This window comes from Nocardia niigatensis NBRC 100131, from assembly GCF_000308655.1.
In the GTDB taxonomy this organism is placed as follows: Bacteria; Actinomycetota; Actinomycetes; order Mycobacteriales; family Mycobacteriaceae; genus Nocardia; species Nocardia niigatensis.
The window spans coordinates 49,782-74,009 of sequence record NZ_BAGC01000010.1 but is presented as its reverse complement, the minus strand read 5'-3'; the positions used below and the strand labels follow the sequence as shown (position 1 = coordinate 74,009).

Annotated in this window: 26 protein-coding genes; 12 read left to right on the top strand and 14 right to left on the bottom strand. The window is 67.9% G+C overall.

What is annotated here, in order from left to right; genetic code table 11:
* Window positions 1–46 precede the first annotated feature (46 nt).
* Genes ON33_RS05205 through ON33_RS05195 form a run of 3 tightly spaced genes read left to right on the top strand, consistent with a single transcriptional unit; the run spans window position 47 to window position 1,995 of the window.
* Window positions 47–388 carry a hypothetical protein gene (locus ON33_RS05205; RefSeq protein ID WP_040855748.1) on the top strand — a complete coding sequence of 114 codons (342 nt, stop codon included), beginning with the start codon at window positions 47–49 and terminating at the stop codon, window positions 386–388.
* Window positions 373–720: a YbaB/EbfC family nucleoid-associated protein gene (locus tag ON33_RS05200; RefSeq protein WP_245550305.1), complete on the top strand. Its 348-nt coding sequence runs from the start codon at window positions 373–375 to the stop codon at window positions 718–720. Before ON33_RS05205 ends, ON33_RS05200 begins: the two co-directional genes overlap by 16 nt.
* Before the next feature lie 33 nt (window positions 721–753).
* Complete coding sequence (locus tag ON33_RS05195) at window positions 754–1,995, top strand: SatS C-terminal domain-containing protein (RefSeq protein WP_040855746.1); 1,242 nt, start codon at window positions 754–756, stop codon at window positions 1,993–1,995.
* Between the two features lie 59 nt (window positions 1,996–2,054).
* Here ON33_RS05195 and ON33_RS05190 read toward each other — a convergent pair whose 3' ends face one another.
* The 4 genes from ON33_RS05190 to ON33_RS05175 form a co-directional block, all read right to left on the bottom strand.
* Complete coding sequence (locus ON33_RS05190) at window positions 2,055–3,146, bottom strand: adenosine deaminase (protein WP_040855744.1); 1,092 nt, start codon at window positions 3,144–3,146, stop codon at window positions 2,055–2,057.
* 130 nt (window positions 3,147–3,276) lie between these two features.
* Entirely contained in the window at window positions 3,277–3,627 is a 351-nt protein-coding gene (locus tag ON33_RS05185; RefSeq protein WP_051151662.1) for an excalibur calcium-binding domain-containing protein, read from the bottom strand.
* Window positions 3,628–3,659: 32 nt separating this feature from the next.
* Window positions 3,660–4,946 (bottom strand): thymidine phosphorylase, encoded by a 1,287-nt coding sequence (locus ON33_RS05180; protein ID WP_040855832.1) that lies wholly within the window; start codon window positions 4,944–4,946, stop codon window positions 3,660–3,662.
* A 138-nt stretch (window positions 4,947–5,084) separates the two neighbouring features.
* Complete coding sequence (locus ON33_RS05175) at window positions 5,085–5,486, bottom strand: cytidine deaminase (RefSeq protein WP_040855743.1); 402 nt, start codon at window positions 5,484–5,486, stop codon at window positions 5,085–5,087.
* A gap of 302 nt (window positions 5,487–5,788) precedes the next feature.
* On the opposite strand from ON33_RS05175, the gene sdhC reads away from it, so the two are divergent.
* Genes sdhC through ON33_RS05155 form a run of 4 tightly spaced genes read left to right on the top strand, consistent with a single transcriptional unit; the run spans window position 5,789 to window position 9,173 of the window.
* Window positions 5,789–6,181, top strand: coding sequence for a succinate dehydrogenase, cytochrome b556 subunit (gene sdhC / locus ON33_RS05170; RefSeq protein WP_083868607.1), 393 nt, complete (start codon window positions 5,789–5,791; stop codon window positions 6,179–6,181).
* A gap of 8 nt (window positions 6,182–6,189) precedes the next feature.
* Window positions 6,190–6,621 (top strand): succinate dehydrogenase hydrophobic membrane anchor subunit, encoded by a 432-nt coding sequence (locus ON33_RS05165; protein WP_040855739.1) that lies wholly within the window; start codon window positions 6,190–6,192, stop codon window positions 6,619–6,621.
* Window positions 6,622–6,636: 15 nt separating this feature from the next.
* Complete coding sequence (gene sdhA, locus ON33_RS05160; RefSeq protein ID WP_063710943.1) at window positions 6,637–8,406, top strand: succinate dehydrogenase flavoprotein subunit; 1,770 nt, start codon at window positions 6,637–6,639, stop codon at window positions 8,404–8,406.
* Complete coding sequence (locus ON33_RS05155; RefSeq protein ID WP_040855737.1) at window positions 8,406–9,173, top strand: succinate dehydrogenase iron-sulfur subunit; 768 nt, start codon at window positions 8,406–8,408, stop codon at window positions 9,171–9,173. Before sdhA ends, ON33_RS05155 begins: the two co-directional genes overlap by 1 nt.
* A 77-nt stretch (window positions 9,174–9,250) precedes the next feature.
* Here the strand turns inward: ON33_RS05155 and ON33_RS05150 are convergent, their stop codons facing one another.
* Window positions 9,251–9,874: a PadR family transcriptional regulator gene (locus ON33_RS05150; RefSeq protein WP_040855736.1), complete on the bottom strand. Its 624-nt coding sequence runs from the start codon at window positions 9,872–9,874 to the stop codon at window positions 9,251–9,253.
* 129 nt (window positions 9,875–10,003) lie between these two features.
* Between ON33_RS05150 and ON33_RS05145 the strand changes: the two genes are divergently transcribed.
* Window positions 10,004–10,459 carry a hypothetical protein gene (locus ON33_RS05145; RefSeq protein ID WP_040855734.1) on the top strand — a complete coding sequence of 152 codons (456 nt, stop codon included), beginning with the start codon at window positions 10,004–10,006 and terminating at the stop codon, window positions 10,457–10,459.
* Window positions 10,460–10,654: 195 nt separating this feature from the next.
* Complete coding sequence (locus ON33_RS05140; protein WP_040855732.1) at window positions 10,655–11,545, top strand: phenylalanine 4-monooxygenase; 891 nt, start codon at window positions 10,655–10,657, stop codon at window positions 11,543–11,545.
* Here the strand turns inward: ON33_RS05140 and ON33_RS05135 are convergent.
* Both ON33_RS05135 and ON33_RS05130 read right to left on the bottom strand, forming a co-directional pair.
* Window positions 11,542–12,162 carry an acyl-CoA-like ligand-binding transcription factor gene (locus ON33_RS05135; protein ID WP_051151661.1) on the bottom strand — a complete coding sequence of 207 codons (621 nt, stop codon included), beginning with the start codon at window positions 12,160–12,162 and terminating at the stop codon, window positions 11,542–11,544. The two genes, ON33_RS05140 and ON33_RS05135, sit on opposite strands and share 4 nt — an antisense overlap.
* Window positions 12,152–13,666 (bottom strand): MFS transporter, encoded by a 1,515-nt coding sequence (locus ON33_RS05130; protein ID WP_051151660.1) that lies wholly within the window; start codon window positions 13,664–13,666, stop codon window positions 12,152–12,154. The genes ON33_RS05135 and ON33_RS05130 overlap by 11 nt, the downstream gene beginning before the upstream one ends.
* Window positions 13,667–13,906: 240 nt before the next feature.
* Here ON33_RS05130 and ON33_RS05125 point away from each other — a divergent pair, with 240 nt between their 5' ends.
* Both ON33_RS05125 and ON33_RS05120 read left to right on the top strand, forming a co-directional pair.
* Entirely contained in the window at window positions 13,907–14,578 is a 672-nt protein-coding gene (locus ON33_RS05125; RefSeq protein ID WP_040855728.1) for a nuclear transport factor 2 family protein, read from the top strand.
* An 83-nt stretch (window positions 14,579–14,661) separates the two neighbouring features.
* Entirely contained in the window at window positions 14,662–16,005 is a 1,344-nt protein-coding gene (locus tag ON33_RS05120; RefSeq protein WP_083868605.1) for a D-alanyl-D-alanine carboxypeptidase family protein, read from the top strand.
* A 5-nt stretch (window positions 16,006–16,010) separates the two neighbouring features.
* Here the strand turns inward: ON33_RS05120 and yhjD are convergent, their stop codons facing one another.
* The 3 genes from yhjD to ON33_RS05105 form a co-directional block, all read right to left on the bottom strand.
* The gene (gene yhjD, locus ON33_RS05115; RefSeq protein ID WP_040855726.1) at window positions 16,011–17,036 is read right to left on the bottom strand and encodes an inner membrane protein YhjD; all 1,026 of its coding nucleotides are present in this window, start codon (window positions 17,034–17,036) and stop codon (window positions 16,011–16,013) included.
* A 38-nt stretch (window positions 17,037–17,074) separates the two neighbouring features.
* Window positions 17,075–18,100, bottom strand: coding sequence for a tryptophan--tRNA ligase (gene trpS / locus ON33_RS05110; RefSeq protein ID WP_040855722.1), 1,026 nt, complete (start codon window positions 18,098–18,100; stop codon window positions 17,075–17,077).
* A 160-nt stretch (window positions 18,101–18,260) separates the two neighbouring features.
* On the bottom strand, window positions 18,261–19,205 hold the full coding sequence (locus tag ON33_RS05105) for an oxygenase MpaB family protein (protein WP_040855719.1): 945 nt from the start codon (window positions 19,203–19,205) through the stop codon (window positions 18,261–18,263).
* Window positions 19,206–19,318: 113 nt separating this feature from the next.
* Between ON33_RS05105 and ON33_RS05100 the strand changes: the two genes are divergently transcribed.
* Window positions 19,319–19,957, top strand: a complete 639-nt coding sequence (locus tag ON33_RS05100; protein ID WP_040855716.1) for a TetR/AcrR family transcriptional regulator — start codon at window positions 19,319–19,321, stop codon at window positions 19,955–19,957.
* A gap of 38 nt (window positions 19,958–19,995) precedes the next feature.
* On the opposite strand, the gene ON33_RS05095 is transcribed toward ON33_RS05100, so the two are convergent.
* The 4 genes from ON33_RS05095 to ON33_RS05080 all read right to left on the bottom strand — a co-directional run bounded on the left by ON33_RS05095 (window position 19,996) and on the right by ON33_RS05080 (window position 24,028).
* On the bottom strand, window positions 19,996–21,153 hold the full coding sequence (locus ON33_RS05095; protein ID WP_157184416.1) for an outer membrane protein assembly factor BamB family protein: 1,158 nt from the start codon (window positions 21,151–21,153) through the stop codon (window positions 19,996–19,998).
* A gap of 95 nt (window positions 21,154–21,248) precedes the next feature.
* Window positions 21,249–22,913: a phospholipase C gene (locus tag ON33_RS05090; RefSeq protein WP_083868603.1), complete on the bottom strand. Its 1,665-nt coding sequence runs from the start codon at window positions 22,911–22,913 to the stop codon at window positions 21,249–21,251.
* Between the two features lie 114 nt (window positions 22,914–23,027).
* Window positions 23,028–23,534 (bottom strand): barstar family protein, encoded by a 507-nt coding sequence (locus tag ON33_RS05085; RefSeq protein ID WP_040855710.1) that lies wholly within the window; start codon window positions 23,532–23,534, stop codon window positions 23,028–23,030.
* Entirely contained in the window at window positions 23,534–24,028 is a 495-nt protein-coding gene (locus ON33_RS05080) for a guanyl-specific ribonuclease (protein WP_040855706.1), read from the bottom strand. Before ON33_RS05080 ends, ON33_RS05085 begins: the two co-directional genes overlap by 1 nt.
* Window positions 24,029–24,228 lie beyond the last annotated feature (200 nt).

The following is a 24,228-nucleotide window of genomic DNA, read 5'->3' as shown; positions in this document are numbered from 1 at the left end:
CGGCCCGGACATTCTTTCACGAGCAGGCGTTTCGAAGGGAGACGGGATGACGTCACCACAGGTTCCGGCGGTGACCGTCGCCGCGGCCGCCAATCGATCCGGCACGGTGACGGTGCGCGCCACCGATCGGGGCCTGCCGGTGGAGATCCGGTTCGAGCGTGGTGAATACCGCTACGGCGCATCAGCTCTCGCGGCCGAGATCCTGCGGCTGACCCAGCGCTCGGCCCTCGCGGCCCGCGCGCGCCGGCGTGAGCAGCTGGCCGAGGCGGGTGTCCCGGAGGCGTTGCTGGACCGGCTGGGCCTGCCCACCCGGCAGGCCGCGGCGGACGAGCTGGATCGGCTCGACGACGCCGATACCGGACCGTCCGGTTGGTGGCGGAACCGGTGAGCGCCGAGCTGGACGCCCTGGTCGGAGGCATCAACGACAAGCTGGAAACGCTCGAGGCCACGCTGCACGCCCTGTCCCGGATTCGCGGCCGCTGCAGCTCCGAGGACGGTTCGGTCACCGCGGAAGTCGACGGTGACGGCGCGCTCACCGGGCTGTGGCTGGCCGATTCGGTGACCTCCCACGCCCCCGCCGAGGTGTCGCGGCTGATCCTGTGGGCGTGTCGGCGGGCGGCCGCGGAGGCGACCGCGCAGCGCTCCCGAATCGTTGCCCGATTGAACGACTCGCTGGCTCCCGCGGAGACAATTCGAGAGGTTGGGGGGCGGCCCGGATAGTGCCTGACGCGACGACTGGATAGGCTTCCCGTCATGGCTTCTGGAGACATCGTCCCGATCGCGCTCGGCCTGACCAAAGGCGATCTTGTCACCCTCTGGGCACCCCGCTGGCGAGACGGTGACGATGAGTGGCAGGCGTTCCTCGGTCACGAGGAAGACCTGTACGGTTTCGACTCCGTCGCGGAGCTGGCCGCGTTCATCCGCACCAACTCCGACAACGATCTGGTGGATCATCCGGCCTGGAAGATCATCGCCGGATTGTCGGCGGCCGAACTGGAGCCGGAGGAGCAGTACGTCTTCGATCTGGTCGGCGTGCCCGAGCTGGCCGCCGACGACCCGGACCCGGAGGTGGTCTCCGAGCTCGAGGAGACCCTCGAGATGGTCCGCAATATCGGCGACGTGTGTGAACTCGACACCGTCACCAAGTTCTTCGGCTCGCACCCGGTGCTGGGCGCGCTGCCCAGCGGCGTGAGCGCCTTCCTGGGCCGCGAGGGCGAGGAGCTGTGGGACCAGATCGGCGCGGCCATCGCCAAGGATTGGGAAGCGGTCATCGACGCCATCGACTCGGTGGTGACGGTTCCGGAGGTGGACGCCGACGCGGTCGCGGTCGCCGAGGCGGAACTGCTTGCCGCGCAGGAGAACATCGTGGACGCCGAGGACGCGGCCGAGAGCGATGACGACGAGATCGAGACCGTCGACCTGGACGAGGACGACGAAGACGAGGAGCTCTCGTTCTGGCACGAGGTCGGCATCGACCCGGTCAAGATCGTCACCTCCGACGGCACCTTCTTCACCCTGCGCTGCTACGTCGACGACGAGCCCATCTTCCTGGGCAAGAACGGCAGCATCACGGTCTTCGGTTCCGAGCGCGCCCTGGCCCGCTACCTGGCCGACGATCACGACCACGATCTGTCCCGGGTGAGCACCTACGGCGAGGTCCAGACCGCCGCCGTGGACGGCTCCCTCGATGTCGAGGTCGACGAGGAGAACGTCTACGTCCTGCCCGGCCTGTCCGAGGACCTGGCCACCGGCCCCAAGGCCGTGGACACCGACCAGCTCGATCTGGCGGTCGAATTGTTCACCGACGCAGCCGATTACGCCGAGGACGACTCGGTCGAATCGGCGCTGGCCGTGTCCACGCCGCTGGGCTGGTACGTCTCCTACCTGCTCAACCCGGACCCGACCCGGATGGCCCCCAACCCGCCGTTCGCGGCGGAGTCGGATGCCTGGAAGGTCCTGGAGTCGGCGTTCGAAGGCCGTCTGCAGAAGGCCTGATCTACCACACGATTCGGGCCGCACCTCCGGGTGTGGCCCGAATTTCGTTCCGGGGCAAGCTATCCCAGCAACACCGCATAGCCGGGCTTGATCACCTCGTCGATCAGGCGCAGGCGGTCCGGGAACGGGATGAACGCCGACTTCATGGCATTGATGGTGAAGCGTTCCAGGTCGGTCCAGCCGTAGCCGAAGGTCTCCGACAGCTTGAGCATCTCCTTGCTCATGGTGGTGTCGCTCATCAACCGGTTGTCGGTGTTCACCGTGACCCGGAAGCGCAGGCGGGCCAGCAGGTCGAAGGGGTGCTTGTCGAGCGAGGGCACCGCGCCGGTCTGCACGTTCGAGGACGGGCACAGTTCGAGCGGGATTCGCATGTCCCGCACATAGTTCGCGACCACGCCGAGCCGCGGCCCGTCGGCGGAATCGGTGATGTCGTCGGTGATGCGCACGCCGTGACCCAGGCGATCACAGCCGCAGAACGCGACGGCCTCTTGAATGGACGGCAGCCCGAAGGCCTCGCCCGCGTGAATCGTGAAGTGCGCCAGGTTGGCCCGCATGTAGTCGAAGGCGTCGAGGTGGCGGCTGGGCGGGAAGCCGGCCTCCGCGCCCGCGATGTCGAAACCGCCGACCCCGCGGTCGCGCCAGCGCACGGTGAGTTCGGCGATCTCCCGGGAGCGGGCCGCGTGCCGCATGGCGGTGAGCAGGCAGACCATCCGGATCGGGGTGCCGGCGGCGGCCGCCAGGGCCTCGCCCTCCCGGAATCCGGCGATGGTGTGCTCGACCACCTCGTCGAGGGTGAGCCCGTTCTCGAGGTGCTGTTCGGGCGCGAACCGCACCTCGGCGTACACGACACCGTCGGCGGCGAGGTCCTCGGCGCATTCGCGGGCGACCCGGCGCAGGCCCTCGGGGGTCTGCATGACGGCGACGGTGTGCGCGAAGGTCTCGAGGTAGCGCTCGAGCGAGCCGCTGTCGGCCGCGTCCCGGAACCAGTCCGCCAAAGAGTCGGCATCGCCTGCCGGTAGCTGGTCGTATCCGCATTCGCGGGCGAGCTCCAGCACGGTCGCGGGGCGCAGCCCGCCGTCCAGATGATCGTGCAGGACCGCCTTCGGAGCCTGGCGGATCGAAGCGAGAGTGAGGGGCGTCGGTCCAGTCATGTAGCAACGTTAGCCGCATTCTCGTTCGGTAGCAGGGCGGTTGACCGGACTCACCCCACAGTTCGGCATGTCGTTGCCCCCACGTTGCTGACCAGTACGGATCCTTCACCTGGTGGGCACCCGCGATCGGCTAGCGGGAGCAGGCGACGCCGGTCCCCTCCGGGTCGAGCAGCACCGAGTACCCGGGCTGGCCCACGTAGATCGGGCCCCCGCCGTGCGCCCACACCTGTTCACAATTGGTGTAGACGGGTGCGGGCTTGGCCTTCTCCGTCGACGGCGGGGTGGCGTCGCCGCGCGAGAGCGAGTTCGGCTGGCGGTCCCCAGAGGGATCGGACGGAATGTTCTCCACGGGCGAAGCCTGCGCGCTAGGCGCCGGCGACCACGCGGCGGGCAGCACCGCACCCAGCGGCACGACGATGCCTAACACGCCCAACGCGGCCGCCACCGCGGCCCGGCCCCGGAAATCGGTTCTGTGCTTCACAATCCCAGGCTAGGCCGGTGCGGAGGCCCCGGTCAGGCGGTGATGCGGCCCAGGATCAGCGGCTGGGGCTCCATCGGCCCGGTCTCGGCGATGGTGAAAGCACCCTCCAGAATCTCCAGCGCGACCGGGAACGCCTCGGGGGTATCGGTGTGCAGGGTCAGCAGCGGCTGCCCTGAATCGATGGAATCGCCTGGCTTGGCATGCATTTCGATACCGGCCCCGGCCTGCACCGGATCGCCCTGCCGGGCCCGGCCCGCACCCAGCCGCCACGCGGCCAGCCCGACATCGAGGGCATCGAGCCGGGTGAGCGTGCCCGCGGCGGGGGCACGCAGGGTTTCGGTGTGGCGCGCCTGCGGCAGCGGCGCGTCCGGGTCACCGCCCTGGGCGCGCACGATGGCCCGCCACTGATCCATGGCACGGCCGTCGGCGAGGACGTCGGCCGGGTCGATATCGGTGATCCCGGCCTGCGCCAGCATCTCCCGCGCCAGCGCGAGGGTGAGGTCGACGACGTCGGCGGGGCCGCCGCCCGCCAGCACGTCCAAGGATTCGCAGACCTCCAGGGCGTTGCCGGCGGTGTGGCCGAGCGGGGTGTCCATGGCGGTGAGCAGCGCCACCGTCCGCACGCCCGCGTCGGTGCCGAGTTCGACCATGGCGGTGGCCAGTTCGCGCGCCTGGTCGAGCTCCTTCAGGAAGGCGCCGCGCCCGACCTTCACGTCCAGCACCAGCGCCCCGGTGCCCTCGGCGATCTTCTTGCTCATGATGGAGCTGGCGATCAGGGGGATGGATTCCACGGTCCCGGTCACGTCACGCAGCGCGTACAGCCGCCGGTCGGCGGGCGCGAGGTCGGCGCCGGCGGCGCACACCACGGCCCCGACTGCGGGGTCCGACAGCAGTTTCCGCATGCGGTCGATCGGAATGTCGGCCTGCCAGCCGGGAATGGCCTCCAGCTTGTCGAGAGTGCCGCCGGTGTGCCCCAACCCGCGCCCGGACAGCTGGGGCACGGCGGCCCCGCAGGCCGCGACCAGCGGCGCCAGCGGCAGCGTGATCTTGTCCCCTACCCCGCCGGTGGAATGCTTGTCGACGGTCGGGCGGCCCAGGTCGGTGAAGTCCAAACGCTTCCCGGAGTCGATCATGGCCCTGGTCCAGCGCGCGGTCTCGCGCCGGGTCATGCCGCGCCACACGATGGCCATGGCCAGCGCCGACATCTGCTCGTCGGCCACCTCGCCGCGGGTGAACGCGTCCACCACCCAATCGATCTGCGCGTCGCTGAGTTCTCCGCCGTCACGCTTGGCCCGAATCACGTCCACCGCCGAGTGCACACTCACACCCTCCACCCTGGCATGCGTCCGGCCCACTACGCACGAATTCCCGCGCGCGCCACGGCGATCAGCTGTTATAGCCATCGGGCACCGATGGATGTGATTGCCCAACCGCGAGATCAAGGATTGCAGCTCGACTCAGAGCTGCCCGGCGGCGAGGTCGCCGGGCCCGAACGAGTCCGGCAGCAGGGTGTTCAGCGTGACGGGGCCGCCGTGGTGATCGACGAGCAACTCACCGCCGCCGTGTTCGAGCAGGATCTGCCGGCAGCGCCCACAGGGCATGAGCACGGCACCCCGCGAGTCGCAGACGGAGACCGCCCGGAGACGCCCGCCTCCGGTCGAAATCAAGTTACCCACCAGTACACATTCGGCACAGAGGCCCAAACCGTATGAGATATTTTCCACATTGCAGCCGCTCACCACGCGATCGTCGGAGGTGAGAGCCGCGGCCCCGACAGGGAATCGGGAGTAAGGGGCATAAGCCTCTTGCATGACTTCAAAAGCCTTGCCACGCAGGGATTTCCAATCAATATCCGACATTTCGGACCATCCTCCCATGGACGTGACGATGCCCATGCGCCAGGCGTTCTGCCTGGTCGCTAAAATCAGGAAAGGCAAACCTAACTCACAACAATTTGGGCCAACGAGCGGCACGCCGAATTAGTTCCCCTTCACAGCGGGGTTTAGAGTTCACAACAGATCGGTTCAGGTACCCGACAGCGGGCCTGCAGCACTGCCACCGGACGTTTGATTCCGCTCGTGAGCAGGTGGTTTCGACAGTCCGAAGGCTCCGCGCCGGATTCTGACCGGGTCCATCAACGACGTTGGAGGCACCGCACTCTATGACCACGCTAGAAGCTCCGGCCAAGCCGAAGCGGACCCTGTACCGAGGCGACCCCGGCATGTGGTCCTGGGCTCTGCACCGCATCACCGGCGTGACGATCTTCTTCTTCCTGTTCGTCCACGTCCTCGATACCGCGTTGGTGCGAGTCAGCCCGGACACCTACGACCGCGCGATCGAGACCTACAAGAACCCCGTCGTCGCCCTGATGGAGATGGGCCTGGTTGTCTGCGTGCTGTTCCACGCGTTCAACGGCATCCGCATCATCCTGATCGACTTCTGGTCGCAGGGCCCGCGCTACCAGCGGCAGATGCTCTGGATCGTCCTCGCGATCTGGATCCTCGTCGCCGGCGCCGGTGTCGGCCGCCAGTTCTTCTACCTGCTGACGAATTGAGAGCCGACATGACCGCACCCGTTCTCGGCAAGTCCTACGACCGCCCCGCCTCCCTCGACGCCCCGCGCGCCCCGCGCCGCACCGGCGGCAACAACTTCGAGAAGTACGCCTGGCTGTTCATGCGCGCCTCCGGCCTGCTGCTGGTCGTGCTGGTCATCGGCCACATGACGATCATGCTGATGCTCGACGGTGGTGTGCACCGCCTGAACTTCGCGTTCGTCGCCGGCCGCTGGGCCTCGCCGTTCTGGCAGATCTGGGACCTCACCATGCTGTGGCTGGCCCAGCTGCACGGCGGCAACGGCCTGCGCACCGTCATCGACGACTACGCGCGCAAGGACTCCACCCGCTTCTGGCTGAAGACGCTGCTGGTCGTGTCCATGATCCTGGTCATGGTCACCGGCACCTACGTGATCTTCACCTTCGACCCCAACATCAGTTAGGAACAGGCCACCTCGATGAGTGAATCCCGACCGATTCAGGAGCACCGCTACGACGTCGTGATCGTCGGTGCCGGTGGCGCTGGAATGCGTGCGGCGATCGAGGCCGGTCCTCGGGTCCGCACCGCCGTGCTGACCAAGCTCTACCCGACCCGCTCGCACACCGGTGCGGCGCAGGGCGGTATGTGCGCAGCGCTCGCGAATGTCGAAGAGGACAACTGGGAGTGGCACACCTTCGACACCGTCAAGGGTGGTGACTACCTGGTCGACCAGGACGCCGCGGAGATCATGGCCAAGGAGGCCATCGACGCCGTGCTCGACCTGGAGAAGATGGGCCTGCCGTTCAACCGCACGCCCGAGGGCAAGATCGACCAGCGTCGCTTCGGCGGTCACACCCGTGACCACGGCAAGGCGCCGGTGCGTCGCGCGTGCTACGCCGCCGACCGCACGGGCCACATGATCCTGCAGACGCTGTACCAGAACTGCGTCAAGCACGACGTGCAGTTCTTCAACGAGTTCTACGTGCTGGACCTGATCCTCACCGACACCGACCGTGGCCCCGTCGCCACCGGTGTGGTCGCCTACGAGCTGGCCACCGGTGATCTGCACGTGTTCCACGCCAAGGCGATCATCTTCGCCACCGGTGGTTCGGGTCGCATGTACAAGACCACCTCCAATGCCCACACCCTCACCGGTGACGGCATGGCGATCGTGTTCCGCAAGGGACTTCCGCTGGAGGACATGGAGTTCCACCAGTTCCACCCGACAGGCCTCGCGGGCCTGGGCATCCTGATCTCGGAGGCCGTGCGTGGTGAGGGCGGCATCCTCCGCAATGCCTCCGGTGAGCGCTTCATGGAGCGCTACGCGCCGACCATCAAGGACCTGGCGCCGCGTGACATCGTCGCGCGTTCCATGGTGCTCGAGGTCCGTGAGGGCCGCGGCGCGGGCCCGAACAAGGACTACGTGCTCATCGACGTGACCCACCTCGGTGAGGACGTGCTCGAGGAGAAGCTCCCCGACATCACCGAGTTCGCCCGCACCTACCTGGGTGTGGACCCGGTCAAGGAGCCGGTGCCGGTCATGCCGACCTGCCACTACGTGATGGGTGGCATCCCGACCCGGATCCGCGGTGAGGTGCTGCGCAACAACACCGACATCGTTCCCGGCCTGTACGCCGCCGGTGAGTGCGCCTGTGTCTCCGTGCACGGCGCCAACCGGCTGGGCACCAACTCGCTGCTGGACATCAACGTGTTCGGCCGCCGCGCCGGCATCGCCGCCGCCGAGTACGCCCAGCGCGCCGAGTTCGTCGAGATGCCGGAGAACCCGGCGCAGATGGTGCAGGACTGGCTGGCCGGTCTGCTCGGCGATCACGGCAACGAGCGGGTCGCCGACATCCGCACCGAGCTGCAGAACTCCATGGACGACAAGGCCGGTGTGTACCGCACCGAGGAGTCGCTGAAGTCCATGCTCGAGGAGATCCAGGTCTTCAAGGAGCGCTACTCGCGGATCACCGTGCAGGACAAGGGCCGTCGCTACAACAGCGACCTGCTCGAGGCCGTCGAGCTGGGCTTCCTGCTGGAGCTGGCCGAGGTGACCGTGGCGGGTGCGGTGAACCGCAAGGAGTCTCGCGGCGGCCACGCGCGCGAGGACTACCCGGACCGCGACGACGTCAACTTCATGCGGCACACCATGGCCTACAAGACCAGCCCGGAGCTCATCTCCGATATCCGCCTGGACTACAAGCCGGTGGTGCAGACCCGCTACGAGCCGATGGAGCGTAAGTACTGATGACTGCTGTCGCTGAAACGCCGCAGAAGCCGGCTCCGGTGCCGGCCGGGTCGACCATGATCACGGTCAAGATCGCCCGCTTCAATCCGGAGGACGGGAAGGGCCAGCACTGGGACGATTTCAAGGTCCCGGTGCTGCCGACCGACCGGTTCCTGAACGTGCTCATCTACATCAAGTCCTACCTGGACGGCACGCTCACCTTCCGCCGCTCCTGCGCACACGGCGTGTGTGGCTCCGATGCCATGCGCATCAACGGCGTGAACCGCCTGGCGTGCAAGATCCTCATGAAGGACATGCTGCCCAAGGGCGGCAAGGAGCTGACGGTCACCGTCGAGCCGATCCGCGGCCTGCCCGTGGAGAAGGACCTCGTGGTGAACATGGAGCCGTTCTTCGACGCCTTCAAGGCCGTCAAGCCGTACCTGATCACCCGTGGCAACGAGCCGACGTTCGAGCGCATCCAGTCCCAGCACGACCGCGCCCGCTTCGACGACACCACCAAGTGCATCCTGTGCGCCTGCTGCACCACCTCCTGCCCCGTGTACTGGAGCGACGGCAGCTATTTCGGCCCGGCCGCGATCGTGAACGCGCACCGCTTCATCTTCGACAGCCGTGACGAGGGCGCCCGCGAGCGTCTCGACATCCTCAACGACGTCGAGGGTGTCTGGCGCTGCCGCACCACCTTCAACTGCACCGACGCGTGCCCCCGTGGCATCGAGGTCACGAAGGCGATCCAGGAAGTCAAGCGCGCCCTGCTGTTCGCGCGCTAGCAACCTGAGTCGAAACTCGAAGGCCGCCCGCATCTTTCGGATGCGGGCGGCCTTTGTCGTTCCCCGGGATCGGCCGGTCAAGCGGTGGTCTGGTCCCGGAAGCGCGCCAGCGATTCCCACGACCAGGTGAGGCTGCCGTCGACGAGGTCGGCGAGAACGCCTTCCAGCCAGTGCAATTCGGCCGCTGTGACGGCGCGCTGGTATTCGTCCTCCAGCATGGTGATGCGCGGGAGCCCGAACTGGCCGGCCTGCGCCATGCCCGAGTCGATGGCCTCGAGTTCGGTGCGCAGCGCGGCGGCGCGCTTCTCGAGTTCCGTGCACGCGTCCGCGGGGGCCAGCAGCATCAGAAACGACAGGGCCGCAGGGAATTCCGGGAATTCGTTGCGCGGGGTGCTGACCATCTCGTTGATCCAGGTGAGGCAGGCCGTCCGGCCCGCGTCGGTGATCTCGTAGACGGTGCGTTCCGGGTACTGCTGGTCACGGCCGGTCTCGCGCACCGCCACCAGTCCGGCGTCCTGCAGTCGCGCGATCGTCTTGTAGAGCTGAGCGCGCTGGCCCACGTTGACGACCTTGTCCTTGCCCCACTCCTTGATACGCCGCTGGATGGCGTAGGGATGCATCGGCTCCAGGTGCAGGATGCCGAGCACCGCCATGGCCAGCGGCGAGCGCTTGAACGGTGTGGCCTGCGTCGATGCTGTCATGCCCCTCATCTTACTAGGTGCCTCAAAACTAGTTTCGAAGCACTAGTTGCGATGCTACTAGTCTGTGTGACACTATTGAGGAGCAGGCGAACCCGACCAGCACCACCACTTCCGAGAAGGACGAAGGCCATGAACGACACCGTCAAGATCCACACCGACCACGCCACCGCCAAGCACCTGGGCGACTGGACCCACTCCTCCTCGTTCGAGGTGAAGGCCCGCTACGGCAGCGTCGTCATCGACCTGCGCTCGCCCTGGATCGAGGGCGAGCAGGAGATCGTGGTGCACGCCGATCTCGACCACGCCATGGTCAAGCTGCTGGTCCCCGAGGACGCGGTCATCGACCAGACCGAACTGGCCTGGACCGGCCGCGGCCGAGTCAAGGACATGGCCCGCCCGCAGCACGCCGCCGGCCGCGTCATCCGGCTCACCGGTTCGAGCACCAAGAGCGAGTTCCGGATTCACCGCGGCGGCATCGCCGTGCTGTCGGCGCTGTTCAGCCGGGAGTTCTTCGAGGACGCCAAGCAGGCGCACCGCGAGGGCCGCACCCCGACCCTGCTCGACCCGGCCAACGCGCCCCGCTGACTGAGCCCCGCCTCGCATCGACCCGGCTGCAAACGGGTCCGGTGCGGGACCGGCAGGTCACTACGGATACGAATGCCTAGCTGACGGCGGCTCACCGCTCGTCGAATACCGACACCGAGGCCGCCCAGCTGGTCAATCTGACCAGCTGGGCGGCCTTTTGTTGTCTAGATCACATACCGGTGATTGCATCGAAGTATGTTCACCGAGGCTCAGCTGTACTCGCCGGTCACGAAGGGGGCCGACGGCGACGTGACAGTGCACTTGAGCGACGAGCATCCGGGAGTGCACGACCCCGTCTACCGGACGCGCCGCAATGCGATCGCCGCCATGGCCCTGGAATACCGTCCCGGGGCTCGGGTGCCGCGCATCGACTACACCCCGGAGGAGCAGGAGGTGTGGCGGATCGTCTCCGCCGAACTGGCGCGCAAGCGGGCGCGCTACGCGTGCGCGGAGGTGATCGCGGCGGCCGAGCGGCTCGCGCTGCCCTCCGACCATATTCCGCAGCTCGACGAGGTGACCTCGAAGCTGGTGCCGCTCACCGGTTTCCGGTACGCGCCCGCGGCCGGGCTGGTGCCGCTGCGCGAGTTCTTCGGCTCGTTCGCCGACCGGACCTTCCACTCCACCCAGTACATTCGCCATCACTCCGCGCCGCTCTACACGCCGGAGCCGGACGCCGTCCACGAAATCCTCGGGCACGCCAATCAATTGGCCAGTCCGCGTTTCGCGGCCGTGTACGAGACGGTCGGCGCGGCGGTGGCGCGGCTGGAGACCGAGCGGGCGCTGAAGTTCCTGGCCGACGTGTTCTGGTTCTCGATGGAGTTCGGCGTGCTGCGCGAGTACGGCGAAGTGCGTTGCTACGGTGCGGGTTTGCTGTCCTCGTTCGGGGAGATCGAGGAGTTCCGGCGGGCCGAGCTGCGGCCGCTGGACATTCACGCCATGGGGACCATCGCCTACGACATCACCCACTATCAGCCGATCCTGTACTGCGCCGAATCGGTGGGCGAGATCGAGGACGTGATCGGCGGGTTCTTCGAGACCATGACCGATGACACGGTGGCGCGGCTGGTCAGCGTGCGGCAGGCCTAGAGTTCGGACAGGCCCGCTTCCAGGAATTCGATGACCCGGATGATCTGCTCGGAGGAGAACGGATCGCGGTCGATGAACGCCATCATGGCGCCGGTGAGCGCGCCGGCGAAGGCAAGTACCTCGAAATCGTCTGTGGCGCGGCCGGTCCAGCGTGCCGCGATCTCGGCGATCATGCCCACATTGCGCTGAATCTCCTGGGCGACGGCGCCGCGCAGCTCCGGCACCGAGTAGAGCAACTCCACGCGTTCCTTCTCGAACGCGAACTCCTCCGGGCTGAGCGCGGCGAAGGCGTCCAGCGTCGCCTGCTTGAACGCGGCGAGCAGGGACAGTTCCTTCGGCTGGGCCTCGATGGCCGCGACCATCAGCGGGTCCAGATCGTCGGCCAGCGCCACCTGCTCCTTGGAGGGGAAGTAGCGGAAGAACGTGCTCGGCGAGATATCGGCGGCGGCGGCGATCTGCTCGACCGTGGTCTCGGTGTAGCCCTGCTCCCGGAACAGCCGGAAGGCCTCCGTGCGGATGGTGCGACGGGTGCGTTCCTTCTTCCGTTCGCGCAGACCGCCTCCGGCCGCGGTTTTCACCGGGGCCGGAGGCGTCGCGGAGGCAGTCTCAGCCGACATGGACCGATTCTCCCGCATCGAGCTCTGCGGGTACGACGGGATCCTTGCCACGGATGACGAAGGCGGCCAGGATCGCCGCGACCGCGCAGATGGCGGCGCACACCCAGAGCATGGCGCTCATGCCGTCGACGAAGGCGCTCTGCACGTGGGCCAGCAGGGCCGGGTCGCCGAGCTTTCGGGCCATGCCGACACCGGCGTTGACTCCGTCGGAGATGGGGGCGCGGTCGAAGTCGCCGAGACCGGACCGGTACCGGGTGGAGAGCACGGTGCCGAGGATGGCGACGCCGATGGTGCCGCCCGCCTGACGCAGTGCCTGCAGCAGCGCGGAGCCGGAGCCGGCCCGCTCGGGGGTGAGATCGTCGGTGGCCGCGCCCATGGCTGCGGGCATCACGAAGCCCATGCCGACGCCGAGCAGCACCAGCGCGACGGCCGCGAATCCGTAGCCGCTGTCGACGGTGATGAGCGCGCCCATGCCGAGACCCGCTGCGAGCAAGACGAATCCGGCGATCAGCACGGTGCGGACGCCGGTCTTCGGCAACAGCCGGTCCACCGCCCGGGAGCCGATCGCGAGACCCGCGATGAGTGGCAGCAGTCGCAGGCCGCTGCCGAGAGTGTCGGCGCCGAGCACGGCCTGGAAGTACTGCGGCATGGTGAAGAACAGGCCGAACATCGCGAAGTTGACCAGCACCATGAACACTGTGCCCCAGCGGAATCCGGCCTCGCCGAAGAGTCCGAGATCAACCAGCGGGTGTGCGGTGCGGCGCTGCCACAGCACGAACGCCGCGCCCAGCACAACGCCCGCGCCAATGGCGGTCCAGGCCGCGGCGTCGCCCCAGCCCTCCTGGCCGCATCGAATGAAACCGTAAGTGATGCCGAGCATTCCGGCCGCGGACAGCAGGGCGCCGGGCAGATCGATGCGGAAGGTGTTCTCGCTGCGGGATTCCGGGACCAGCAGGGCCACGGCGGTCGCGCCGATGATCACCAGCGGCACATTGAGCAGGAAGGCCGAGCCCCACCAGTAGTGCTGCAGCAGCCAGCCGCCGACGATCGGGCCCAGCGGCAGGCCGATGGCGGTCGAGGTGATCCAGATGGTGATGGCGCGCTGCCGCTCGCGCTGTTCCGGGAAGAGGTGGGGCAGCACCGCCATGGACAGGGGCACCATGACCGCGGCGGCCAGGCCGAGCACCACGCGGCCCGCGATGAGCTGGCCCGAGGAGGTGGCGAACGCACAGGCCACGGATGCCACGCCGAACAGGACGAGTGCTCCGAGCAGGAATTTCTTGCGGCCGTACCGGTCGCCCAGGGCTCCCGCGGGGAGCATGCAGGCGGCCAGGGCCAGGGTGTAGGCGCTGCTGAACCACTGCAGTGCGGAGGTATCGGCGTGCAGGTCGACCGCGAGGGTGGGCAGGGCGACGGTGAGCACGGTGACGTCGAGGCCGATGGTCAGCATGGCTACCGCCAGGGCTCCCAGCGCCAGCCAGCGGCGCACTCCCTGAGCTTTCATGACAGTTCCAATCATTTGGAATCTTCTCGATAATGAGAGCGTCTCTCATTTGGTAGAGACTGTCAATTCTTGTCGTGTCATGGATTGGACAGGGCCACGATGGGGCGTGTCACCATTCCGCCATCTGGAAATGAAGTCCCAAATGCTTGTCGCGACATGAAGACTTCGTACTGCTACCGTCATGCGGTCCGTTTCTGAGATCGCCGACCCCCCAAGGGGTCTGGACACGTGAGGCACGAAATGACCGACCAAGCAACCGAATCCGTCGAGACCCCGCTGCACCTGCAGGGCCGCGACGCCGTCATCGCCGCCGCCGGCGCCGAGGAGTGGCGCGAGGGCGTACCCGATTACCACCTGAGCAAGGTGGTAATCCCGGCCGAGCGCACCACCCAGCACGCGCCGGATTCGCTGGAGCACATCGTCGAAGAGCTGGTGAAGGTCTTCGAGATGGAGGTCTCGCACAAGAAGGATCCGGCCACCTGGGTCTCGCTGGTGGCCGAGCACTACCGCGGCCGCGTCAACGGCGGAAACTGGCAGGACGCAGAGGAATTCGCGCGCATCGGGTCCTACAACATCCTGATCGGCGAGAACCCCTACTACGACGTCGAGAGCGAGACCTTCGAGACCTCGCACAAGATCTTCCACACCGCGTTCCCGGGCGGCTTCTTCTGGGAGGTGCTCGAGGTGCTGTCGGGCCCGCCGACCGTCACCTTCAAGTGGCGCCACTGGGGCCGGTACGAGGGCGAGTACAAGGGCCACCAGCCCACCGGCGAAATGATCGAGATGACCGGCGTCACCATCGCCAAGGTCTCCGAGGACCTGCGCATCCTCGAGCTCGAGCACTTCTACGACAACAACAAGCTGCTCGGCCCCCTGGCCCACGGCTGCCCGGTCGCCCACGCCGGGAACTAGCCGCTCCCACGCCGACACGGTCGCGACCGCACCGCGGGACATCGCACGCCGGGGGCGACCGGTCGGCTATAGAGTCGGGCGCGATGAGTATCCGCAGGTATCCGCGTCGCACCGCGCGCCCGGCCGCCGCCGGCCGCCGGCGTGCCGCCCTTGTCATCGCCGTAACCCTGGCGGCCGGTCTCAGCGTGTTCGCGGGGGTCGCCTCCGGGCCGCTACCGGGCGCCGCCCAGGCCCAACCCGCCACCACGACAACGCCGTTCACCACGCCCAATACCGACAGCTGCCCGAACAAGACCGCGCCGCCGCCGCCCATCGACACCTCCGAGGTGCCGGAGCCGGGTCAGACGGCGCCGGCGGCGCTGCCGATCGCCGATCCGGCGGTCGGGGGCAAGCAGCTGAGCGGGTGCGGGGTGATCCTGCCGTCCGGGGCCGGGCCACTGCCGGAGGGCATTTCGGCCACCGCGTGGGAGGTGGCCGATCTGGATACCGGGAAGGTCATCGCGGCCAAGGATCCGCACGGGCGCTACCGGCCCGCCTCCACCATCAAGGTGCTGCTGGCGTCGGTGGCGATCCCGGCGCTGGATCTGGACAAGACGGTGATCGGCACGCAGGACGACGCCAATGCCGACGGCACCCGGGTCGGCATCGGGCCGGGCGGGCACTACACCAACAAGCAGCTGTTCCAGGCGCTGATCATGGCGTCGGGAAATGATGCGGCGCATGCCATCTCGACCCAGCTGGGCGGGGAGGACGCCACCGTCGCCAAGATGAACGCGCTGGCGAAACAGCTGCAGGCCTTGGACACTCGGGCCGCCACGCCGTCGGGGCTGGATGGGCCGGGCATGAGCACCTCGGCCTACGACCTGGCGCTGCTGTTCCGGCACGCCATGACGCTGCCGCTGTTCGCGGATCTGATCCACACCGAGCAGGTGGACTTCCCCGGCTTCCCGGCCGACCCGAAAAACCCTGACGACAAGGATCATCCGGGCTTCCCCATCGCCAACGACAACCATCTGCTCTACGAGTACGACGGCGCGATCGGCGGCAAGACCGGCTACACCGACGACGCCCGGCAGACCTTCGTCGCGGCCGCGCAGCGCAATGGCCACCGCTATGTGGTGACGCTGCTCAAGGCGGATGTGCGGCCCTTCCGGCCGTGGGAGCAGGCGGCCAAGCTGCTCGACTACGCCTTCGCGCTGCCCGCCGGGGCGACCGTGGGCAGCATGCCCGACGGTGGTGCCGGCGCCGCGAATTCCTCGGTGGCGCTGGCGAGTCCGCCCGCGCGCTCCGAGGTCGAGCCCGCCCTGGCCGCGGATTCCGGTTCGGTTTCCGGGCACGCCGGGCTGCGGACCGCCCTGATGGCCGGCGGCGTGATCCTGATGCTGGCACTGCTGTTGAGCGCACGCAGGCTGAGCCGCCGCCGCTGAGTGGGTCAGCGGCGGCGCAGTGTCGAAAGCAGTGCCGCCGCAAGGGCTCCAGCGCCGAACCAGGCCGCACCCGCCCCGGCGGAGAATCCGGCCACGCCCACCCGGGGCCGGATGATCGCCGGCGCGGGCGGCGGAATCTCCGCGGGCACTTCGTTGTCCGCGGCCGTGGCGGCCCAGGCGGTGGCGAACAGGATGATGCGGGCGGTGAAGTAGCTGAAGACCATCAGGCCGATGATCGGGCCGAAGACCACCCCGGCCGGGCCGTTGACCACCGAGCGCAGAATGATCGAGGCCAGCTGCTTGAACGCCTCGAAGACGACCGCGGCGATCATGGCCGCGCGGGCCGCGCTGCGGAAGGTGACGGGGTGCAGGGGCAGCCGGGCGATGACCCACACGAACACGGCCCAGTTCGCCACCACCGCCAGTGCCAGCGACGCGACTGTGAGCAGGAGTTCCACCCGACCCGACTCGTGGATGTGCAGGCGGTCGAGGAGATGGATGATGAGGCCGCCGGAGGCCAGCACGGACAGGCCGAGGGAGATGAGGATCGCCACGAACAGTCCGATCAACGCCAGCAGGTCGGACGCCTTGGCGACGAACCAGTTTCGCTCCGTGCTGGGCTGATCCCACTGCTCGGTGAGCGCGGCCCGCAGGTTGCCGATCCAGCCCAGCCCGGCGTACGCGCCGGTCACCAGGCCGATGGAGCCGACGCCGGTGCGCGATTCCACGGCCTGGTGGATCAGGTCGTTGATCTGGCTGCCAGCCTCACCCGGAATATTCTCGACGATCTTGTGCTGGATATCGGTGAGCCACTGCGGATTCCGCGACAGCACGAAGCCGGCCACCGCGAAACCCACCATCAGCAGCGGAAACAGCGACAGCACCGTGAAATACGTGATGCCCGCGGCGTAGTAGTCGCCGCGCTGCCGCTGATAGCGCCCGCCGGCGCGGACCAGGTGGTCCAGCCAGGGGCGGCGCTGGATCTGCTGTTCGATCCACGCCTTGACGTTCCCGACGACCTTGCCGAACACTCCGCCACCTCCGCACACCCGGACGCCCCGCGGCCGGTTCAGCGGGCCAGGAAGCCCACTCGGTCGTACACCTGCGCGAGAGTCCTCCCGGCGACCTCCCGCGCCCGCTCGGCGCCCGCGGCGAGGATGCGGTCGAGTTCGCCCTGGTCGGACATGTATTCTTCCACCTTCGCGCGCAGCGGTGTCACGAACTCGATGAGCGCGTCGGCGGTATCAGATTTCAGGTCACCGTAGCCCTTGCCGGCGTAGTCCTGTTCGAGCGTGACGACCGGAGTGTCGGTGAGCGAGCTCAGGATGACCAGCAGGTTGCTCACGCCCGCCTTGTTCTCCGGGTCGTAACGGATCTCGCGCTCGGTGTCGGTGACCGCGGAGCGGATCTTCTTGGCCGAGACCTTGGGATCGTCGAGCAGATTGAGCAGGCCCGCGTCGGTGGTGGCCGACTTGCTCATCTTCGCGGTCGGATCCTGCAGATCGTAGATCTTGGCGGTGCCGGTCACGATGTGCGGCTCGGGCACCACGAAGGTCTTCTTGTAGCGAGTGTTGAAGCGCTGCGCCAGGTTTCGGGTCAGCTCCAGATGCTGGCGCTGGTCCTCGCCGACCGGCACCAGCTGGGCGCGGTAGAGCAGGATGTCGGCGGCCATGAGCACCGGGTAGGTGAACAGGCCGACGGTCGCGTTGTCCGAGCCCTGCTTGACCGACTTGTCCTTGAACTGGGTCATGCGGCCGGCCTCGCCGAACCCGGTGATGCAGTTCAGCACCCACGCCAGTTCGGCGTGCTCGGGCACCTGCGACTGCACGAACAGGGTCGACTTCTTGGGGTCCAGCCCCAGCGCCAGCAGCTGTGCCGCCGAGATCTTGGTCCGCTTGCGCAGCTCCTTGGGATCCTGCGGCACCGTGATGGCGTGCAGGTCAGGAATGAAGTAGAAAGCGTCGTAGTCGTCCTGCAACCGCACCCAATACTGCAGCGCGCCAAGGTAGTTGCCGAGGTGGAAGGAATCGCTGGTGGGCTGAATTCCGGACAGGACCCGCTGCTTACGCTCAGCGGTCGGCTCAGGACTCGACATACGCTGAGCTTAAATTGCCCCTCCGCTTCGCTCCTGGGCGGGTTCGCAGCCCCGAGGTCTCGATCCTTCCCTCCCTGCGCTCCTCCGCTACGCTCCCGCGCTCCACTCAGTCCAGAATCGAGACGGCCGCGAACCTTCAGTTCATCGACCGAAACGCTGGTCACGCGCCAATTCGGTCCGACAGTGGGCGTGGATCGACCCCCGGCATGCTGGGCCGGCCGGAGCCGATCAGGCGCTGTTCGCGGCGGGTGGCCAGCTTGTAGAGGGGGTAGCTGGGGCCGGTCAGGGGGGCGGTGAGGGGGTTGCCTACCAGTGGTGGGGAGAGTTGGGCGGTGCGGACGGCGCGGGCCAGGGTGCGGAAGGCGACCTGTTCGCGGAGGCCCCAGTCCAGTTCGTACATGTCGCGGACCCGCCTGGGCAGGCTGCCCTGGACCAGGAGCGAGAAGCCGGTCAGGGCCTGCCGCATGGGCATCGGCAGTGGGTGGGCGACGCGCTGGCCCATCAGGTAGGACCCGACCAGTTTGGCCTCTTCGGTGAGGTGGGGCTCGTCGGAGGCCAGGTAGCCGTCGAAGTAGTCGCGGAATTCGCGGTAGGTGTAGGGCGCGGCGCCGCGCGGCATGCCGAACAGTTCACCCCAGCGCACGTAGTCCTGGTACAGCCCTTCGCGTTCGGTCCGTGTGAGGCGGCGGACCAGCAGATCGTGCATGACCTCGGCGGAGTCGAAGGTGAAGGCCATGGTCATGAACATCAGGTGCGGGTCGCCGGCGGAGTAGCGGGTGCCGGCCGGGTTGGCGGCGCCCGCGTCCTCGGGGAGCACGCCGTCGACGGGGGCGTGCCGTTTGCGGGTGAAAGCCCGTGCGCGATCGGCCTCTTCGCGGGTGCCCAGGGAGACGGCCTCGAACAGGCGGCCGGTGAGGGCGAGGCGGGTGTAGGGCGTGGTCCGATGCTGGGTGTTCTCCGCGGTGCCGACATAGAGCAGTGGATGGACCGCGCCGATCACCAGCGCCCGCTGGCCGTAGGTGAGTCCGACCGCGCGCTTGCGCATGACCCGCCGGATCATCGAGTCGTCGGAGAAGTAGCCGCTCTCGGCCGCGCGTGCAGGCATCGTCGCCTCCCGGTGGGTGTGATGCGGGCCATCACATCTGGAAATAGATTCCCCCGGATTCCGAATTCTGGCAAGACCCTCTGCCAGAATCCCGGCCGTGCCAGAATCGGTTCGTGACCGGGCAACGGACCTACGGCGGCATCTCTGCGGACGAACGCCGCGCCCAGCGCCGCACCGCCCTGCTCGACGCCGCCCTCGATATCCTCGGCACCCAGGGCATCGACAAGCTCACCGTCTCCGCGCTGTGCGCCGGCGCGGGCCTCAACGAGCGCTACTACTACGAGAACTTCGACGGCCGCGATGCCGTGCTGTCGGCCCTGTTCGACAGCATCGCCGAGGAACTGGCCGGCGCCCTGCTCACCGGCCTGCCAACCGCCCCCGACGACCCGCGCGCCAAGGCGCACGCCGCCATCACCGCCGGCGTCCACATCCTCACCGACGATCCGCGCAAGGCCCGGGCGGCCCTGGTCGTCAGCTCCGCCACCCCCGAATTGCGCACCCGCACAACGCACACCATCAAGGCGTTCGCGAATCTGGTGGCGGCCGAGGGCATCGACTTCTACGGCCTCACCGAGGGCGACCCCCAGCCCATGATCGGCTTCCGCGCCACCTATCTGGTCGGCGGCCTGGTCCAGGCCCTCTCGGCCTGGCTCCAGGGCGACCTTCCCATGACCCGCGATGAACTCATCGACGCCACCACCGACGTCTTCGTGCTGCTGGGCGAGGATCTGGCCCGGAAGATCCGTGGCTGAGTCGAGACCCGAATCGCGGTCTCCGAACGGAATCCGGGTCAGCGCGCGATGGCGACGACCGCGGACGCGCCCGGGTCGTCCTCGGCGGATTCGACGTAGCAGTGGGTGTCGCCGACGGCGAAGGACACCTGGGAGCCTGGCTTGTCCGGAATCGACTGCGTCCAGCGGATGAGACCGGTGTGCGCGTCGACGGCGCGCAGGGCGCGACCGGCCAGCAGATAGAAGGCCCCCGCGCTCGGGTAACCGCCGACATCGGCGGCAACGCCCTGCGGGGAGATGCCGATGCTCCACAGCTTGGCGGCCTCGCTGCCGGGAGTCATCGCGTGCAATGCCGTGCCGTCGCACAGGTAGTACGCGTCATCGGAACCGAAGACCACGCCGGCCGTGTAGGGCAGGTCGGGTGTGGTCCAGAGCGCCGCACCGGTTTTCGGATCCAGGCCGGAGACGAGATGGGCGCCGTCGGTGGCCAGCACCGCGCCCCGGACCAGGCCGGAGGCGATGGTGGTGGCGGAGACCGCCGCGTCGCCCGCGCGGGACCAGGCGGTCGCGCCGGTGCCGAGGTCGAGGGCGGCCAGATCGCCGCCGGTGCCGGGGCTCTGGTTGTAGAGCAGAGAACCGTTGTCGGGCACGGTGAGTCCCTCGGCGTCGCAGGGCACCCGCCAGCGCACGGTCTTGCTCTCGAGGTCGACGGCCCACGCCTCGCGCCCGACCCTGTCGCGATCGGAGGCGATCAGGTAGAGCACCCGGTCCCGCACCCCGAAGACGCCGCCGAGCGCGATCCCGTCGGGTGCGTCGAAGGACCAATTGCGTTTCCCCGACGCCAGATCCACGGCCACGGCCCGGTCGCCGGTGGCGTCGGGTTCGGCCCCGCAGACCACGAGTGCGTCGTTCCAGAGGCAGGAGCGGCGGCCTATCCCGGGTGTCGCGATCGGGAACCGCCACAGCTCCCGGCCGCTCTTCGCCTCGAGTCCGGTGAGCACCGCGGCATTGTCGACCACCACCGTGCCGGTGCCGTATCGCAGTCCCCGTACCCCGCCGTCGACCCGGTATTCCCAGGCGATGCTCCCGGACGCCGCGGTGCCCGCCACCTGCCGCGGCGCGGCGCAGGCCGCCGCCACCCCGGCAGCGGCCAGAATCGCCCCGTCCCGCAACACTTTTCGACGACTGATCACCACGGAACCCCACTCGCTCGACACACTGTCAGCGACTATAGGGGGAACCGTCCCCACCCGAATACAAAACCGCCCGGCCTTTTCCAATGGATCGGGCCGGGCGGTCGAGGAGTGCGGCGCTAGCTCGCGGCGCCGGTCTTCGGGTCGAGCTGCAGGGTGGGCTGGGCGGCCGCCTTGAAGTCGAACAGGGCGTCCAGCGCGCCGGCCTTCTCGTCGAAGGAGTCGTCGCCGATGCGGCCGGTCTTCCAGTTGTCCTCGATGAACTTCAGGACCGAGGCCTGGTCGGTGACACCGTGGTCGACGAAGTTGGTCTTCGAGTACGGGGACACGACCAGCAGCGGGACGCGCTGGCCGTAACCGCAACGACCCTGATACTTGGCCGGATTCGCCTTCGCGTCACCGCAGGCGCCGGGACCGCTGTAGGCGTCCTGCTCGGAGGCGGAGTTCATGACCAGCTTGGGAGCGGTGTGGTCGTACCAGCCGTCGGAGTCGTCGTAGGCGATGACGACCGCGGTGTCCTTCCACTCCGGCAGCTTCTGCAGGTGGTTCATGGTCTCCACCAGGAACTGCTGCTCGTCCAGCGGGTCGGAGTAGGCGGCGTGGCCGTCCTGGTAGCCGGGGGCCTTCAGGTAGCTGACGGCGGGCATGTTGCCCTTGTCGGCGGCGGCCCAGAAGTCGGTCAGGTCGTACTGGTGGTTGGCCTGATCGTCGTGGCCGATCTTGTCGACCGAGGTCGGCGGCAGGTGGTGCGGGTTGGCCGTGGACGGGTAGTACTGGAACGGCTCGTGGTGCGGAATGTAGTCGCCCTTGGTGTCCCAGGCCTTGTCACCGGTCTTGCCGGTACCGCCCAGCGCCACACCGACATTGTGGGTGGCGCCGCAGACGGCCTTGCCGTCCTTGGTCTCGGTCGGTTTGAAGCCGCCCTGGAAGAAGCCCCAGCTGACGCCCTTCTTGGAGAGCAGGTCACCGATATTGGTGCCGGTCATCTGGACGGTGTCGCGGCTGGAGCAGTCGTCGCCATAGGGCTGCGGGTCGCCGACCACGGTGCCCTGGCCGTTGCCGGCGTTCTCCAGCACGGTGTCGGCGGGGAAGGGCTGGCCCGGCTTGGGCGGCTCCATCTTGGTGACGCCGTGGGTCTGGCCCGCGACCAGGTTCAGCGCGCCCACGGTGGACGGGCCGAAGGTGGAGGTCCAGGAGTTGTCGCTCATGGCGTAGTGCTGCGCGTAGTTCCACAGCGCGGTCACCGAATTGCCGTCGTAGTAGCCCATGACCAGGCCCTGCGGACCGTAGACCGGCGCCTTGCAGGACTTGCCCTCGGACACGTTGGTGTGCTCGACGAACTGGTCCATCTTGCCGCCGTTGAGGGCGAGCTGCTCGTCCTTGTACTCGTGGTCCTGGTCGCAGGTGATCTGCTGGCCCGGGCCGCCGAGGCGCACGGGCTGCGCCTTGTTGGGGTTCTTGGTGAGCAGATCCGGCGTGAGGCCGTCCACCTTCGGCGTGTTCGGCTGCGCCGTGAACTTGGTGCCGTCGGTATTGGCGGCGTTCGGGTAGGTGCCGAAGTAGTGATCGAAGGAGACGTTCTCCTGGAAGATCACCACCATGTGCTTGATGGGCGTCGCTGTGTCGGTGTCCGGGGCCACCTTGTCGGACGATGACGAACACGAGGTGGCGCTCAGCGCGAGCAGCGCGGCGAACGCGGCGGCGGCGCGGCTTCGTTTGCCGAAACGTCGGCCATGGGCGACTGCCGGGCTCGGGCGGCGGCGTCGGAGTGCCGAGGCGGGCATGGAACCTCCAGGTCTATCCGGATCGCGTCGACCGCGATCGCATAGCGGAACCATTGCAGCGTCCAGGACAGTTTTGTTCGACCGCAGGTTAACTGACGAGGAAAACCCGATGAATCAAGAATTTTCGGTTTCGGGGTCCAGAGCCAGGGGTATCACCGGCAGTCCGGGCGGCGTGGCGTCCTGGAGGACCACCCGGAACGGGATGCCGCGGGCCGCCCAGACGGCCGCGCAGTCGGCCATCGCCTCGGCGAACCAGTCGCGCTCGTCGGGCTGCCGGTCGAGCATGAGCGCGGCGTTGCGGATCACCACCACGTATCCCTGTGCGGCTCCGGCGAATTCGTCGAGATCGCGCAGGCACTCGTCGAAGGCGTCCTTGTTCTCCCCGAAGTAATAGGGGAATTGGAACGCGGCCGCGAATTCGTCGAAAACCTCGGTAACCGTGCGCATCTTGCGCCCGCGCAGTTCCCGCGCGAGGTAGCCCTCCGGAATCTGGTAACGGACACCGGAGAATTCGGCCGCCCCGACCGGCAGCACCCCGAGCACCGGGGCGGGGGCCCGGCGTTCGGCGATGTCCGCGGCGGGGGCGGAGAGGAACTGCGAGAGCGGCATGGGCTCGGTCATCAGCGCATCCTGGTGAAGGTCTTGTAGTGGTCCCCGGTGTAATACGCCGACCCGTCGCTGCCGGTGATGATGCGTTCGGCGTCGCGGGTCTGCCCGGGCTGCTTGGGATTGACGTCCCATTCCTGATAGTTGATCGCCCTGCCGGAGGCGTCCTTCCGGGCCAGGCTGCCGTCCCGGTTGTTCCAGGTGTCGCCACCGTGGGTGCCGGGCGAGTTGGCCGACCCGGGCCAGCGTCCGGCATCGATCTCCACCAGTGTCCTGTACACCTGGTCGGGCACCCCGGCCACCTTGGACGGCGGCGCCGACTGACCGACGACGCCGGGCGTGGCACCGGTTTTCGCGGCCGTCTTGACCACCGAGGTGCCAACGGGCTTGGCGCTGCCGGTGTCTCGCGGATGATCGTCGATCCGGTTGGCGACGATGGCGACGATCAGCAACAGCACCGCCACCCCCAGCGTCAGCCAGGCGCTCTGCTTCTTGGACGGCTTCTTCATCGGTGCTGCACCATCAGCCGGCAGTCGATCAGCAACCGAATCGAACTGGTTCCACCTGCCACGGCATCCCGGTTGAACAGGGAAGAAACCCTGCCACAGACCCTGTTGAGCGCCTTGCTGGTCGCTCGGCTATCCGTCATGACAGACGAATCTACGTCACTGCCCGGCAGTCGGAGCACCGCCGGAACCGTGTGTGCTGG

Excerpts from the sequence above, each read along its gene's own strand:
- ON33_RS05205 (WP_040855748.1), top strand. The coding sequence starts at position 47 with ATGACGTCACCACAGGTTCCGGCGGTGACCGTCGCCGCGGCCGCCAAT.
- ON33_RS05195 (WP_040855746.1), top strand. The coding sequence starts at position 754 with ATGGCTTCTGGAGACATCGTCCCGATCGCGCTCGGCCTGACCAAAGGC.
- ON33_RS05190 (WP_040855744.1), bottom strand. The coding sequence starts at position 3,146 with ATGACTGGACCGACGCCCCTCACTCTCGCTTCGATCCGCCAGGCTCCG.
- ON33_RS05175 (WP_040855743.1), bottom strand. The coding sequence starts at position 5,486 with ATGTCGGATATTGATTGGAAATCCCTGCGTGGCAAGGCTTTTGAAGTC.
- sdhC (WP_083868607.1), top strand. The coding sequence starts at position 5,789 with ATGACCACGCTAGAAGCTCCGGCCAAGCCGAAGCGGACCCTGTACCGA.
- ON33_RS05165 (WP_040855739.1), top strand. The coding sequence starts at position 6,190 with ATGACCGCACCCGTTCTCGGCAAGTCCTACGACCGCCCCGCCTCCCTC.
- sdhA (WP_063710943.1), top strand. The coding sequence starts at position 6,637 with ATGAGTGAATCCCGACCGATTCAGGAGCACCGCTACGACGTCGTGATC.
- ON33_RS05155 (WP_040855737.1), top strand. The coding sequence starts at position 8,406 with ATGACTGCTGTCGCTGAAACGCCGCAGAAGCCGGCTCCGGTGCCGGCC.
- ON33_RS05150 (WP_040855736.1), bottom strand. The coding sequence starts at position 9,874 with ATGACAGCATCGACGCAGGCCACACCGTTCAAGCGCTCGCCGCTGGCC.
- ON33_RS05145 (WP_040855734.1), top strand. The coding sequence starts at position 10,004 with ATGAACGACACCGTCAAGATCCACACCGACCACGCCACCGCCAAGCAC.
- ON33_RS05140 (WP_040855732.1), top strand. The coding sequence starts at position 10,655 with ATGTTCACCGAGGCTCAGCTGTACTCGCCGGTCACGAAGGGGGCCGAC.
- ON33_RS05135 (WP_051151661.1), bottom strand. The coding sequence starts at position 12,162 with ATGTCGGCTGAGACTGCCTCCGCGACGCCTCCGGCCCCGGTGAAAACC.
- ON33_RS05130 (WP_051151660.1), bottom strand. The coding sequence starts at position 13,666 with ATGAAAGCTCAGGGAGTGCGCCGCTGGCTGGCGCTGGGAGCCCTGGCG.
- ON33_RS05125 (WP_040855728.1), top strand. The coding sequence starts at position 13,907 with ATGACCGACCAAGCAACCGAATCCGTCGAGACCCCGCTGCACCTGCAG.
- ON33_RS05120 (WP_083868605.1), top strand. The coding sequence starts at position 14,662 with ATGAGTATCCGCAGGTATCCGCGTCGCACCGCGCGCCCGGCCGCCGCC.
- trpS (WP_040855722.1), bottom strand. The coding sequence starts at position 18,100 with ATGTCGAGTCCTGAGCCGACCGCTGAGCGTAAGCAGCGGGTCCTGTCC.
- ON33_RS05105 (WP_040855719.1), bottom strand. The coding sequence starts at position 19,205 with ATGCCTGCACGCGCGGCCGAGAGCGGCTACTTCTCCGACGACTCGATG.
- ON33_RS05090 (WP_083868603.1), bottom strand. The coding sequence starts at position 22,913 with ATGCCCGCCTCGGCACTCCGACGCCGCCGCCCGAGCCCGGCAGTCGCC.
- ON33_RS05085 (WP_040855710.1), bottom strand. The coding sequence starts at position 23,534 with ATGACCGAGCCCATGCCGCTCTCGCAGTTCCTCTCCGCCCCCGCCGCG.
- ON33_RS05080 (WP_040855706.1), bottom strand. The coding sequence starts at position 24,028 with ATGAAGAAGCCGTCCAAGAAGCAGAGCGCCTGGCTGACGCTGGGGGTG.